Here is a 13,715-nt window from a genome sequence, read left to right on the forward strand (position 1 = left end):
GCGTCGACCGTCAACGGCCGAGCTCGGCCCTGGAGGCGCCCGTGACCATCACCATCTCGAACCTGCAGCCGCTCATCGCGATCCTGGCCGGGATCCTGATCCTGATCGCGCCCCGTCTGCTCAACTACATCGTGGCGATCTACCTGATCGTGGTCGGCGTGATCGGTCTCGGGCTGCTGCGCGGCCTTACCTAAAGTCGTTTCACCGGCGCGAATCCTGACAGACTGCGCTGCGCGTCAGCCGCGTGCGCACAAGCCCGCAATGCGTTCATCTTGCGTTGCGTTGCGGGATGGTCCAACCCGCGCCCATCAGCTCGGCCTGTGCCGGGCATCAGATACGGACGGGTTCGATATGGCGACCGGCAGCGCGAAGTGGGTCTATGCCTTCGGCGACGGCAAAGCGGAGGGCAAGTCGCAGATGCGCGACCTCCTCGGCGGCAAGGGGGCCAACCTGGCCGAGATGTGCAACCTCGGCCTTCCGGTGCCGCCCGGCTTCACCATCACCACCGAGGTCTGCACCTACTATTACGATCACGGCAAGGCCTACCCGCCGGAGCTGAAGGACCAGGTCGCCGCCGCGCTGACCCAGATCGGCAACCTCACTGGCCGCAAGTTCGGCGACGCGTCGAATCCGCTGCTGGTCTCGGTCCGCTCGGGCGCCCGGGCGTCGATGCCGGGCATGATGGATACGGTGCTGAACCTCGGCCTCAACGACCAGACGGTTCTGGCGCTGGCCAAGGAGGCCGACGACGAGCGCTTCGCCTACGATTCCTACCGCCGCTTCATCACCATGTACTCGAACGTGGTGCTGGGCGTTGAGCACCACGCCTTCGAGGAGGCGCTGGAGCACTACAAGGAAGGCAAGGGCTACGACCTCGACACCGAGCTCGGGGCCGAGGATTGGAAGACCCTGATCCAGACCTACAAGAAGATCGTCCGCGACGAGCACGGCTCGGACTTCCCGCAAGGGGCCGAAGACCAGCTCTGGGGCGCGATCAGCGCCGTGTTCAATTCCTGGATGATCCCGCGGGCCAAAAAGTACCGCGAGTTGAACAGCATCCCGGAAAGCTGGGGCACGGCCGTCAACGTCCAGGCCATGGTGTTCGGCAATATGGGCGACACGTCGGCGACCGGCGTCGCCTTCACCCGCAACCCCTCCACCGGCGAGAAGGCGCTCTACGGCGAGTTCCTGATCAACGCCCAGGGCGAGGACGTGGTGGCGGGTATCCGCACGCCGCAGAACATCACGGAAAAGGCCCGGATCGAGGCCGAGAGCGACAAGCCTTCCATGGAGAAGGCCATGCCCGAGAGCTACGCGGAGCTGACCCGGATCTACGGGATCCTGGAAGCGCATTACCGCGACATGCAGGACATGGAGTTCACCATCGAGAAGGGTAAGCTCTGGATGCTCCAGACCCGCAACGGCAAGCGCACGGCCAAGGCGGCCCTGCGCATCGCCGTGGATCTGGCCGGCGAGGGGCTGATCTCCCGCGAGGAGGCGATCGGCCGGGTCGAGCCCTCGGCTCTCGACCAGCTCCTGCACCCGACGATCGACCCGAAGGCAGACCGCAAGGTCATCGCCTCCGGACTCCCGGCCTCCCCGGGGGCGGCGACCGGCGAGATCGTGTTCAACTCCGAGGATGCCGAGGCGCTGCGCAAGGCCGAGCGCAAGTGCATCCTGGTGCGGATCGAGACCTCGCCCGAAGACATCCACGGCATGCACGCCGCCGAGGGCATCCTGACCACCCGCGGCGGCATGACCAGCCACGCGGCCGTGGTCGCCCGCGGCATGGGCAAGCCCTGCGTCTCCGGCGTCGGCTCGATCCGGATCGACTACAAGGCGCAGACCCTTAAGGTCGGCGACGCCACCCTGAAGGCGGGCGACCGGATCACCATCGACGGCTCGACGGGCCAGGTGATTCAGGGCGAGGTGAAGATGCTCGAGCCCGAGCTGTCGGGCGACTTCGCGACGCTGATGGAATGGGCCGACCAGTTCCGCGGCATGAAGGTGCGGGCCAACGCCGACACCCCGACCGACGCCCGCACCGCGCGGAATTTCGGCGCCGAGGGCATCGGCCTGTGCCGCACCGAGCACATGTTCTTCGAGGGTGACCGCATCATCGCGGTCCGCGAGATGATCCTGGCCGACGACGCCGAGGGCCGCCGCGCGGCGCTGGCGAAGATCCTGCCCTATCAGCGGCAGGACTTCGTCGAGCTGTTCACGATCATGTCCGGCCTTCCGGTGACGATCCGCCTGCTCGATCCGCCGCTGCACGAGTTCCTGCCGCACACCGATGCCGAGGTGGCCGAGGTCGTGAAGGCCACCGGCGTCTCGGAGGACAAGATCCGCCACCGGATGCGGGAATTGTCCGAGCACAACCCGATGCTCGGCTTCCGCGGCTGCCGCCTGGCGATCGCCTTCCCGGAGATCGCCGAGATGCAGGCCCGGGCGATCTTCGAGGCCGCCGTCCAGGCCGCCGCCGATACCGGCAGCCCGGTCACCCCCGAGGTGATGGTGCCGCTGGTCTTCACCCGCACCGAGTTCGACATCGTGAAGGCGCGGATCGACGCCATGGCCAAGGCGGTGTCCGAGGAGAAGGGCGCCACCCTGAATTACCAGGTCGGCACCATGATCGAGCTGCCGCGGGCGGCGCTGAAGGCCGGCGAGATCGCGCAGACCGCCGAGTTCTTCTCGTTCGGCACCAACGACCTCACACAGACGGCGCTCGGCATCTCCCGTGACGACGCGGCGACCTTCCTGGGTCCCTACACCCAGAAGGGCATCCTGGCGGCCGACCCGTTCATCACCATCGATCAGGAGGGCGTGGGTGAGCTGGTCCGCATCGGCGTCGAGCGCGGCCGCGCCACGCGTCCGGACATCAAGCTCGGCATCTGCGGTGAGCATGGCGGCGACCCGGCCTCGATCGGGTTCTGCCAGGAGGTCGGGCTCGATTACGTCTCCTGCTCGCCCTACCGCGTGCCGATCGCCCGCCTCGCCGCGGCCCAGGCCGCGCTCGGCAAGGTGCTCGGCAAGGAAGGCTGAGCCGACCGGATGCACGGGTATCGGGGGCGGTTTCCCGCCCCCGATACCGGCGATCAACCAAGCCCAGACGAAAGGCCGTTGATAATTGCTGTCGACGGTTGAACTCGGTCCACAGCTGCACGTTTATTGATCGAGCCGACAGGCGGCGTGCGGTGCCCATCGCTCCGTCCCGGGCCCAGCGTCAGGCGCCAGAATCACCGGCCATGATTCCACGCAGCTCCGCTCCGCTCTATGCCGGCACCGCCAACGCGGCCCCCGTTCCGCGCGCCGCCGTGCGGGCCTATCTCGCGACGGTCGCGGGCCTCGGCGCGATGGTGACCGCCGTGATGCTGATGATGTCGGTGGCGGCCAATAGCGGTGGCGAGGCCGAGCGCATCGCCGACACGCAGGATGACGGCTACGCCGCGACCCTGGTCTCCGCCCTGGCGATCAACCTGTCCAAGCCGCTTCGGTAAGCGCCGCCCCGTCCCACCGTCGACGCTTCAGCGCGTCCCGCGCGTCGCCGAGCCGGTGAAGCGCGCAGCGGTGAGCTCGTCGCCGGGGCTCTTCGCGCTGAACCGGGTCGCGACCGGTCCGGGCTTCGCCGCCACGACCGCGTCCGGGGCCGCTTCGCGGATGCGGGTGGCCGCGACCCGTACCGGCACGCCCCGGCCGGCCGGAGCCGCCACAGGGCCGGCGGAGGCGGCCTCGAACAGCGAGCGCAATTGCGCTTTCGCGTCGGCGTCGGCCGCCACCAGTGGCCGCCGCGGCGCCGGCTCGGCAGGCACGTCGCGGATGAGCGCGCGGCCTGCGCCCGGCGCGGCCAGGTTGGCCATCCCGCCATCGAGCGCGGCGAACTGGACCGGACGCGGCGGCGGCAGCGGCATGGTGATGGCGGCGGCCGCGACCGCGCTGAAATCGGAGGGCCGACGGGGCGGCAGGGGCGCCAGGACGGCGGACGCGACCTCGTCCGCGGCGGGCTTCTCGACGGTGAGCAGGGCGCGCGCGTCGACCGGCTGGCTCGCTCCGGCATTGGCCTGATCGGGGCGGGCGAGGGTGTTGCGCAGCGTGTCGTCGGCGGTCGGCGCCGCGTAGGCCAGGGCGGCGCGGGTGCCGACCGGATCCTGCGGATCGGCGCTCGCCACGGCGACCACGGGGGCCTGCCGGCCGCGCTTCGCCACCGGCGCTGGCGGCGGTGCCGCGGCCGGCTCGGGCGCCGAGGAGCCGCCGCCGAACAGGCTCGCCAGGAACCCGAACAGGCCGGGCCCGTCCTCCTCCTCGCCGCTCGCCATCTGGGTGGTGAGGCCGGCCACGGTGCCGCCCCGGGCCAGGATCTCGGCCTTCGCCTCTTCGTAGCGAGGGAAGGGGCGGTTGTCGCTCGCCAGGTGGACCGTCTTTCCGTCCGGGAACAGGCGGGCGAGCTGGTCGTGGGTCATGCGCGGCCACATCCGCACCGAGCCGACGTCGAGATGGACGAAGGGCGTGCCGGCATGCGGGTACCAGCCCACGCCGCCGCGCTGCATCTGGAGCCCGACCTCGCGGATCCGGTCGATCGAGACCTCAGGCAGATAGAAGTCCATCGCCTTGCCGAGCATGTGCTGGCTGAACTCGGCGACCATCCGCGACCGCCGCCGCAGCATCGCGTTGGTGCCGGGCGAGCGATAGGCCGAGACCACGTGGATCGGCTGGGTCGCGCCGACCTGCCGGTAGGCTTCCCAGACCGTGTCGAACAGGCGCGGATCCATCTTGATCGGCTCGTTCACCCGCCAATCGCGCAGCAGCCAGTTCAGCTGCTCGAGCGCCGCACGGTCGTAGCGACCATCGCGCTTGAACGTGATGGTCGCGCTCTCCTTGGTGTGCGTGTGGAAGATCGTGAGCGAGCGGGTATCGCCGTTGGCCACCGCGTTTTCGGTCTCGGCCGCGCCGGCGATCAGGCCGAGCGTCGCGCCGCACAGGGCGAGGACGAGGTGTCGGGCGGTTCTGCGCAGGCTCGGCACGATGGTCCTGATCCTCTCCCGAACCCGCGAAGGGCATGCGGCGGATATGCGGTCGAGGCGGTCGGCCCGCGGGGCCGAAGCCATGTCCCTTCGCCGAATGTGCGAGGGAAACGGCTAAGGCTGGACCGTGGCAAAATCGTGCCCGGCTGTGCGCCTGCGCACCCGAGAGTTGAGGGCGGAGGCTTGGAGTGAACCTACCACCAGCCCCGCGAGACCGGCGCCGGCGCGGGCGTCCACAGGCCGGGCTCGCCGTATTCCGGCGCGCTGTCGGCGCGGGCCGCCCGGCGGACGTGACGACCCGGCGAGTCGTAATCGTCGTAGCGCGCGCTCGGCTCCGGCTCGGCGTAGCGGCGGGGACGTGCGGCCTCGCGGCGGGGCGCCGGACGAGCCTGGGCCACCGGCGCGGCCTCGGGCTTGCGGCGTGCCTTCTCCTCCGGGAGCTTGGCGATCGCCGGTCCGCCACCGCCGGGCAGGCCGAGCGCGGCGCGCATCGGGGCGTCGTAGCCGTAGAGGTCCGGCAGGGTGCGGAACGTGCCGCCATCGTCCACGTAGGCGGTGAAATAAGCGAGGTGCACCGGCAGCTTGGCCGGCAGCCGGATCGTGCGCTCGCCCTTGCCGATCAGCTTCTTCAGGCGCGCCTCGGACCAGTCCGGCAGGACCGCGTCGGCCAGACGGAACGGATCGTCGACGCGGACGCAGCCATGGCTGAAGTCCCGCTTGGCCGCCGAGAACAGCGAGCGGTTCGGCGTATCGTGCAGGTACACCGCGTGCTGGTTCGGGAACATGAACTTGATGAAGCCGAGCGCGTTGCGCTCCCCCGGCGGCTGGCGCAGAGAGACATGGCCGCCGCGACGCACCACCTCGTAGCCGCCCCAGGTCTTGCCGCCGTAGCCCGCGAGCTTCGGCGCCATGGTCTTGAGGATGGAGGGCGGCACGTACCAGGACGGGTTGACCACCGCGTATTCCATCAGCCCCGAGAAGAGCGGCGTGCGCGATTCCGGCTTGCCGACGATCACCCGGGCCTCGTCGCGCAGGCTGCCGCCGCGATAGGCGCGCAGGCGGTATTCCGGGACGTTGACCAGGATGTAGTCCGATCCGAGGTCTCCCGGCAGCCAGCGCCAGCGTTCCATGTTGACGATCAGCTCGGCCTCGCTGCCGCTCGCCCGCGCCGGGCGGCCGGCATCGGCGAGGGCCAGGACGGTCTGGACGTTGAGCACGCCGTTTCCGGGCAGACCGCGGCCGCGCTGGAACTTGGCGATCGCGTCGGAGACGACGGAATCGTATTCCTCCGGCTCGCCCGGCGGGCGGTCGAAGGTGCCGGCCGGGCGCGTCTCGAGGCCGAAATGCGCGCGCAGCAGCGGCACGCGCGGATCGCGCATGCCCACCCGCAGCGCGGGACCCGGGGGCAGGCGCAGGGGCTTCACGGCGGCGGCAGGCGCCGGCCCGCGCAAGCTCGCGAGCCGCGCCTTGAGGGCCAGATAGCCGGCCGTGGCCGGGTTGTAGCCCTGCAAGGCGTCGCCCGCCTTCGCGCCGGCATCGGAGAGCTTGCTCAGAACCGCGTCGGCGGTCGGCAGGTCGAGCTGCGGGGTGATGAGACGGGAGATCGACGCGAGGTTGATCCGGCCGCCGCGGGCGTCCCGGGCGTAGACCAGGGCCGCCGCCGAGAAGCGGAGATCGGCATCGGCCACCGCCTTCTCGTCGGGTTTCTCGGCGAGGTTCGGGACCGCATAGGCCCGGGCGTCGAGCCCATCCTCGCCGGCGGCGGCCAGGCGCGCCGAAACCGATTTGGCGGCTTCCGTCCAAGCCCCGTCGGCGATCCAGAGCGGCTTGTAGGCGCGGGCCTCATAGAAGGCCCGGATCCCGTCGCGGTCCTTGCCGGTGAGCCGCAGCAGCAGCGGCGCGGATTCGCCGAACCGCGCCAAGACGGCCGCGGCCAGGGGATCGGTGGGAACGACCGGTGTCGTCGCCACCGGGGCCGGGGCCGGCTCGGCCTTCGGCGCCTCGGGCTTGTAGTCGGGCAGCGCGGTCGAGACCGGATCGGCCCCGGCCGGCTCCGGGTGCGGAGCCGGCTGCGAGGCCGGTACAGGCGCCGGCTCGGGCGGGCTCGCCGGGGTGCCGAGGGTCGCCGGATCGAGCGCCGCCGTTTCGGCGCTGAGCGCGCCTGCCGAGGCCAGCGTTCCGGTCATAAGGGCGGCCAGCGCGACGAGGCTGGAGCGCGGGACGCGCATCGTGATCTCCCGGGACGCGGCGGCAGAGCCGCACGCTCAGATTGTGATTATCCGCTCAAGCGTGGCGTTGAGCAACTGCAGTCTTCGTCAGGTAAAATTCAGTTCTGATGATGTGACATCTCATGGAAATGCCACACGAAGCGTAATGGATTGGTCGTGTCCGCGAGATCCGCAGATCCGCACAGGTGTTCCGAACGCCATCGCGTCCCGAACGGCACGGTGCGCTAGCACACCCGGCCGCTCAGGCGGCGTCCTCGGTCTTCTCGTCGCCCTCCAGACCGAGGTCCTTCAGCTTGCGGTAGAGGGTGGATCGGCCGATTCCGAGGCGGCGCGACACCTCCGACATGCGTTGCCGGTAGAATTGCAGCGCGAAGCGGATGATCTCCGCTTCCAGCACATCCATGGTCTTCATCTCGCCGGTCTCCTCGGTGACCAGCGACATGGCGTGGGGATCGCGAACCTCGACGCGGACGATCTCGCGCACCGGCTCCGGTGCGTAGGCCGGCATCTGCGGTTGGGTGGGCGCCGCCGGAATGCGGACATCGAAGCCTTCGACCTGGGCGGCGATCTGCGGAAACTCGGCCACGGTCAGCTCGTCGCAATCGGCGAGCACGACGGCGCGGAACAGCGCGTTCTCCAGCTGGCGGACATTGCCCGGCCAGGGATAGCGCGTCAGCAGGGCCATCGCCTCCGGGGCGATCGCCCGCACCCGCTTGCCTTCCTCGGCGGAGAACCGGGCGCAGAAGGAGCGCACCAGATCCGGGATGTCCTCCCGGCGGGCGCGCAGGGGCGGCAGGGTCATGGGGAAGACGTTGAGACGATAATATAGGTCCTCGCGGAACTTGCCTTCCTTCACGAGGTCGAGGAGCGAGCGGTTCGTGGCCGAGATCAGCCGGATATCGACCCGGACCGAGCGCTTGCCGCCGACCGGATCGACCTCGCCCTCCTGGAGCGCGCGCAGCAGCTTCACCTGGGCGTCGAGGGGCAGCTCGCCGATCTCGTCGAGGAACAGGGTGCCGCCCGAGGCCTCGACGAACTTGCCCGCGTGTTTCTCGGTGGCGCCGGTGAACGCCCCCTTCTCGTGGCCGAACAGGGTCGACTCGACGAGGTTCTCAGGGATCGCCCCGCAATTGACCGTGACGAACGGCTTGCCGCGCCGGTCGCCCGAGCCCTGGATCGCGCGCGCCAGCACCTCCTTGCCGACGCCGGACTCGCCCTCGATCAGCACCGGGATGTTGGATTTGGCCGCCCGCTCGGCGAGGCGGATGACCCGCTCCATGTCCGGGCTCTTGGAGGTCAGGTCCTTGAAGGTCAGCGCCCCGGAGGCGCGGCGGCGCATGCGGCGCACCTCCTCCTCCAGCACGTCGACCCGCAGCGCGTTCTTGATCGAGACCTGCAGGCGCTCGGCGCCGGCCGGCTTGACCACGAAATCGACGGCTCCCGCCCGCATGGCGGTGACCACGGCGTCGATCGAGCCGTTCGAGGTCTGGACGATCACCGGGGTGTCGAGGCCGCCGCTGCGCATCTCGGCCAGCACCCCGAGCCCGTCGAGCCCCGGCATCACGAGATCGAGAAGCACCACGTCCGCGCCCTCGGTCTTCAGCACCGTCAGGGCCTCCGCCCCGGTCTCCACAACCCGCGCGTTGAAGCCGAACCGGCGCACCGCCGCCTCGGCGAGGCGACGCTGAACCGGATCGTCGTCCACGATGAGGATTGTGGTGGACATGGCGGCTCCCTGAACGGCGCGTCAGGCCCGGATACGGCCCGGGACCGGCCCGCGCCGCACCGCCTGAGTCGGCGAGTGTTTCGTTTCGAACCGTAGGGTGACCCAGAGACGTAAAGTGGCGCTTAACGACGTTTGCGCCGTCTCGTCACCGCGCCGGATGCGTCCGGGCGACCGGCCACGTTGAACGCGTGGCCGCGCGCTCGATATCAGGGTACGGGTCTGACACCCCCCAAAAGGATCGCGAGACATGATGCCGAGCACCACCGCTTCGCCGGTGAACGTCCGTCTGCCGGAGGGCGTGAGCGCCGCACGCGCCGCAGCCAAGGCCGTCGACCTCGGCCATCTTCCGGAATGGGATCTGTCCGACCTCTATCCCGGCATCGAGGCGCCGGAATTTGCCGCCGACATGACCCGGGCCGAGGAGGAATGCCGGCGCTTCTCCGAGACCTATGCCGGCCGCATCGCCGCGCTGGCCGCCGCGCCGGACGCGTCGGAGCGTCTCGCCGAGGCGGTCCGCGCCTATGAGGGGATCGAGGATCTGCTCGGCAAGCTGATGTCGTTCGCCGGTCTGGTCTATTCCGGGGACACCACGGACGAGGCCCGGGCCAAGTTCTACGGCGACACCCGCGAGCGCCTGACCGACGCCTCGGCCGACCTGCTGTTCTTCGCCCTCGAGCTGAACCGGATCGACGACGCCGTGATGGATGCGGCGATGGCCCAGGGACCGCTTGCCCATTACGCGCCCTGGATCGAGGACCTGCGCCGCGAGAAGCCCCATCAGCTCGACGACCGCACCGAGAAGCTGTTCCTCGAAAAATCCGTCACCGCGAACGCGGCCTGGGACCGGCTGTTCAACGAGACGATCGCGGGCTTACGCTTCACGGTCCAGGGCGAGCAGATGCCCCTCGAGCCGACCCTGAACAAGCTGCAGGACCCGGACGGCGCCGTCCGCAAGGAGGCGGCCGGGGCGATCAGCGAGGTTCTACGCAGCAATCTGCGCGTGTTCACGCTGATCACCAACACCCTGGCCAAGGACAAGGAAATCTCGGACCGCTGGCGCGGCTTCAAGGATGTCGCCGACGCGCGCCATCTCGCCAACCGGGTCGAGCCGGAGGTGGTGGCGGCCCTGGTCGATGCCGTGCGGGAGGCCTATCCGCGGCTCTCGCACCGCTATTACCGGCTGAAGGCGAAATGGTTCGGGCAGGACGCGCTGCCCTACTGGGATAGGAACGCGCCGCTGCCGAAGGTCGAGCAGCGCACCATTCCCTGGACCGAGGCGCGCGATACGGTCCTGTCGGCCTACGATGCCTTCTCGCCGAAGATGGCCGGCATCGCGAAGCGCTTCTTCGACGAGAGCTGGATCGACGCGCCGACCCGGCCCGGCAAGGCGCCGGGCGCCTTCGCGCACCCGACCGTGCCGTCGGTCCATCCCTACGTGCTGGTCAATTACCAGGGCAAGCCGCGGGACGTGATGACGCTCGCCCACGAGCTGGGCCACGGCGTCCACCAGGTGCTGGCCGGACCGAACGGCGCCCTGATGGCGCCGACGCCTCTGACCCTGGCCGAGACCGCCAGCGTGTTCGGCGAGATGCTGACCTTCCGCAAGCTGCTCGCGGCGACCACGGACACGACCCAGCGCCGGGCCATGCTCGCCGCCAAAGTCGAGGACATGATCAACACGGTGGTGCGCCAGATCGCGTTCTACTCGTTCGAACGGAAGGTCCACCTGGCCCGCGCCAAGGGTGAGTTGACCAGCGACCAGATCAACGCCCTGTGGCTCTCGGTCCAGGCCGAATCCCTGGGGCCGGCCATCACGCTGGATGCGGGTTACGAGCCGTTCTGGGCCTATATCCCGCACTTCATCCACTCGCCGTTCTACGTCTACGCCTATGCGTTCGGCGATTGCCTGGTGAACTCGCTCTACGGTGTCTACGCGCAGGCGGAGCCGGGCTTCGTCGATCGCTACTTCGCCCTGCTCGCGGCGGGCGGCTCGAAGCCCTACGGGGAGTTGCTCGCCCCGTTCGGGCTCGACGCGAAGGACCCGGGCTTCTGGCAGATCGGCCTCGGGATGATCGAGGGGATGATCGTCGAGCTGGAGGGGATGGAAGGCCAGGGCTGACCGACTTCCGAGCTGGCCTCCGTGATGTTATACACAAAGTATAACATCACGGAGGCGACCATGAAGCTCGAGGTCAAACGCGTCGGCAATTCGACCGGTCTGATCCTACCGAAGGATTTCCTGGCGAAGCTCAATCTCGCGCAAGGCGATTGGCTCTACGTCACCGAGAATGCCGATGGGTCCGTGCGGTTGTCGCCCTACGACCCGACCTTCGAGAAGGGGATGAAGGTCGCCGAGAAGGCGATGAAGACCTATCGTAACGCCCTGTCGGAACTCGCCAAATGACAGCCGATCGTCGGATCGTCTGGCTCACGAGCGATCTCGTGACGGCGATTCATGCGCTGCAGTGGAAGCAATTCGGCGGCCCGGCCAGCCTACCCGACGAAGGCGCCCTCGAATCAGCGCTGGGCCGATTCGTCAATCGCGCGGCCTCTGCCGAGGACAGCGCTCATATTGACCTTGCCGAACTCGCGGCTGCCTATGCCTTCGGCATCGCCAAAAACCATCCGTTCATCGACGGTAACAAACGGGCTGCGCTCTTGGCGCTCGTGACGTTTCTCGGGCTCAACGATATCGATTTCTTGGTCGACGAGGCTGAAGCCGTTGTGATGATAGGTGGCCTCGCCGCCGGCGAGATCGACGAATCCGGCCTGACCCGGTGGGTCCGGGACAACTGGCCCGCCGGCTGAGCCGCCGCGGCGCAGCGACCCGGCGGTCTGGTACGCCGACCGCAGACGCTTATGTCCGGACCAGCATCGAGGAAGATCCTGGACAATGGCCGAGACCGATCGCGAAGCCAATCGCTTCTCCGCGCGCGCGGGGCGCTACGCCAGCGTGGGCGCCAATGTCGGCGGCGTCGCCGCCCGCATGGCCATGTCCCGGCTGTTCGGCAAGGAGGGCACGACCAGCGCCGCCGCCCTGGCGCAGGCGCTCGGCGGGCTGAAAGGGCCGATCATGAAGGTGGCGCAGCTGCTCGCCACGATCCCGGACCTGCTGCCGCCTGAATATGCCGCCGAGCTCCAGAAGCTGCAGGCCGATGCGCCGCCCATGGGCGCGGCCTTCGTCAAGCGGCGGATGCAATCCGAGTTGGGACTGGGCTGGCAGGGCCGGTTCGGCAGCTTCGACCTGAAACCCGCCGCCGCGGCCTCGCTCGGCCAGGTCCATCGCGCCTCCACCAAGGAGGGCGAGCGGCTGGCGTGCAAGCTCCAGTACCCGGACATGCAATCGGCCGTGGAGGCCGACCTCAAGCAGCTGGAGATCGCCTTCGCGCTTCATCGCCGGATGAACAGCTGGCTCGACACCCGTGAGATCGCCAAGGAGATCGGCGCGCGGGTGCGCGAGGAGCTGGATTACGAGCGCGAGGCCAAGCATGCGAGCCTCTACGGCGAGGTGCTCAAGGATATCGATGCGGTGCGGGTGCCGCGGGTCTTTCCCGATCTGTCGACCAAGCGCCTGCTGACCCTCGGCTGGCTCGACGGCGACAAGATCCTGGGCTTCGCCGAGGAGCCGGTGGAGGTGCGCAACCGCATCGCGCAGGCGATGTTCAAGGCGTGGTGGCACCCGTTCAGCCGCGCCGCCGTCATCCACGGCGACCCGCATCTCGGCAACTACACCGTCTTCTCGGAGGGCGGCGAGGCGGCCGGCATCAACCTGCTGGATTACGGCTGCGTGCGGATCTTCCATCCGCGCTTCGTCGGCGGCGTGGTCGACCTGTATCGCGGCCTGCTGGAGGAAGACGCGGCCCGAATCGTCCATGCCTACGAGGTCTGGGGCTTCAAGAATCTCGACAAGGAGAAGATCGAGATCCTGAACATCTGGGCGCGCTTCATCTACGGGCCGCTCCTGGAGGATCGCACCCGCACCGTGGCGGACGGGGTCAAGCCCGGTGAATATGGCCGGCGCCAGGCGTTCCAGGTGCACCAGGCGCTCAAGGAGCGCGGCCCGGTGACCGTGCCGCAGGAATTCGTGTTCATGGATCGCGCCGCCGTCGGCCTCGGCGCCGTGTTCCTGCACCTGCGCTCGGAGCTGAACTACCACCGCCTGTTCGAGGCCGAAATCGAGCACTTTTCGCTGGAGACTCTCGGCGAGCGGCAAAGCCAGATCCTGGCCCAGGCCGGATTGCCGAAACCGGCGTAATCGCCCCCCGGAAGTCCACCGAGAGGGCGATCAACTTGCGTGCGTCCGATTGCGGCAGGAAAACGCTTGAGCTACATCCCGGGGTGACCACAAGAAGTCGCATCCAAGGGAAACGAGCGCACGATGGCCGACAGTGAGACGGTGGCCGGGCACACCTACAGCCCGGCGATGGACGCCAACACCCACGAGCAGACCTACCGCGGCTTCGTTCGCTTCGTCGAGATCGGCACGGGCGTCGTCATTTGCTGGGTCCTGGCGCTGGCCGTGGGCGGTATCCGCGAAGCCTGGCTGCTCGCGATTCTCAGCGTGATCGTATCGGGTGCGGCCGGCGCCGTCGGCGCCCTGGCCCCGGCCATCGGCTGGCGCGGCCCCCTCGTGGTCGGGATCCTGCTCTTCCTCTATCTCGCCTTCGCCTGAGGCCGCGGGACCGGCCGCTCGCCCCGGGCCCTCCTCCTGAAAGGCGGTTGCCGGCTTTCAGGGCGCGATGC

The 13,715-nt window shown here is 69.0% G+C and carries 11 protein-coding genes; 8 read left to right on the forward strand and 3 right to left on the reverse strand.

Annotation, left to right across the window (positions count from 1 at the left end; translation table 11 throughout):
• Positions 1 to 41: 41 nt before the first annotated feature.
• From WYO_RS29905 to WYO_RS14495, 3 genes are all read left to right on the forward strand, one after another.
• On the forward strand, positions 42 to 194 hold the full coding sequence (locus WYO_RS29905; protein WP_007563670.1) for a DUF3096 domain-containing protein: 153 nt from the start codon (positions 42 to 44) through the stop codon (positions 192 to 194).
• A 157-nt stretch (positions 195 to 351) separates the two neighbouring features.
• Positions 352 to 3,042, forward strand: a complete 2,691-nt coding sequence (gene ppdK / locus WYO_RS14490) for a pyruvate, phosphate dikinase (RefSeq protein ID WP_007563672.1) — start codon at positions 352 to 354, stop codon at positions 3,040 to 3,042.
• Positions 3,043 to 3,245: 203 nt separating this feature from the next.
• A complete protein-coding gene (locus tag WYO_RS14495; protein WP_007563674.1) occupies positions 3,246 to 3,497 on the forward strand; it encodes a hypothetical protein in 252 nt (83 codons plus the stop codon).
• A 27-nt stretch (positions 3,498 to 3,524) separates the two neighbouring features.
• On the opposite strand, the gene WYO_RS14500 is transcribed toward WYO_RS14495, so the two are convergent.
• The 3 genes from WYO_RS14500 to WYO_RS14510 all read right to left on the reverse strand — a co-directional run bounded on the left by WYO_RS14500 (position 3,525) and on the right by WYO_RS14510 (position 8,972).
• Positions 3,525 to 5,018, reverse strand: a complete 1,494-nt coding sequence (locus WYO_RS14500) for a DUF882 domain-containing protein (RefSeq protein WP_007563676.1) — start codon at positions 5,016 to 5,018, stop codon at positions 3,525 to 3,527.
• Positions 5,019 to 5,212: 194 nt separating this feature from the next.
• Entirely contained in the window at positions 5,213 to 7,246 is a 2,034-nt protein-coding gene (locus WYO_RS14505) for a L,D-transpeptidase family protein (protein WP_007563678.1), read from the reverse strand.
• A gap of 241 nt (positions 7,247 to 7,487) precedes the next feature.
• A complete protein-coding gene (locus WYO_RS14510; protein ID WP_007563681.1) occupies positions 7,488 to 8,972 on the reverse strand; it encodes a sigma-54 dependent transcriptional regulator in 1,485 nt (494 codons plus the stop codon).
• Positions 8,973 to 9,219: 247 nt separating this feature from the next.
• Here WYO_RS14510 and WYO_RS14515 point away from each other — a divergent pair, with 247 nt between their 5' ends.
• From WYO_RS14515 to WYO_RS14535, 5 genes are all read left to right on the forward strand, one after another.
• The gene (locus WYO_RS14515) at positions 9,220 to 11,091 is read left to right on the forward strand and encodes a M3 family oligoendopeptidase (RefSeq protein WP_007563683.1); all 1,872 of its coding nucleotides are present in this window, start codon (positions 9,220 to 9,222) and stop codon (positions 11,089 to 11,091) included.
• Between the two features lie 60 nt (positions 11,092 to 11,151).
• The gene (locus WYO_RS14520; RefSeq protein ID WP_039902970.1) at positions 11,152 to 11,376 is read left to right on the forward strand and encodes an AbrB/MazE/SpoVT family DNA-binding domain-containing protein; all 225 of its coding nucleotides are present in this window, start codon (positions 11,152 to 11,154) and stop codon (positions 11,374 to 11,376) included.
• On the forward strand, positions 11,373 to 11,780 hold the full coding sequence (locus tag WYO_RS14525) for a type II toxin-antitoxin system death-on-curing family toxin (RefSeq protein WP_007563689.1): 408 nt from the start codon (positions 11,373 to 11,375) through the stop codon (positions 11,778 to 11,780). The genes WYO_RS14520 and WYO_RS14525 overlap by 4 nt, the downstream gene beginning before the upstream one ends.
• Before the next feature lie 85 nt (positions 11,781 to 11,865).
• Positions 11,866 to 13,227 (forward strand): AarF/ABC1/UbiB kinase family protein, encoded by a 1,362-nt coding sequence (locus tag WYO_RS14530; protein ID WP_007563691.1) that lies wholly within the window; start codon positions 11,866 to 11,868, stop codon positions 13,225 to 13,227.
• Positions 13,228 to 13,350: 123 nt separating this feature from the next.
• The gene (locus tag WYO_RS14535) at positions 13,351 to 13,644 is read left to right on the forward strand and encodes an aa3-type cytochrome c oxidase subunit IV (RefSeq protein ID WP_007563693.1); all 294 of its coding nucleotides are present in this window, start codon (positions 13,351 to 13,353) and stop codon (positions 13,642 to 13,644) included.
• The last annotated feature ends 71 nt before the right edge of the window (positions 13,645 to 13,715 follow it).

Source organism: Methylobacterium sp. GXF4 (assembly GCF_000272495.1).
Taxonomy (GTDB): domain Bacteria; phylum Pseudomonadota; class Alphaproteobacteria; order Rhizobiales; family Beijerinckiaceae; genus Methylobacterium; species Methylobacterium brachiatum.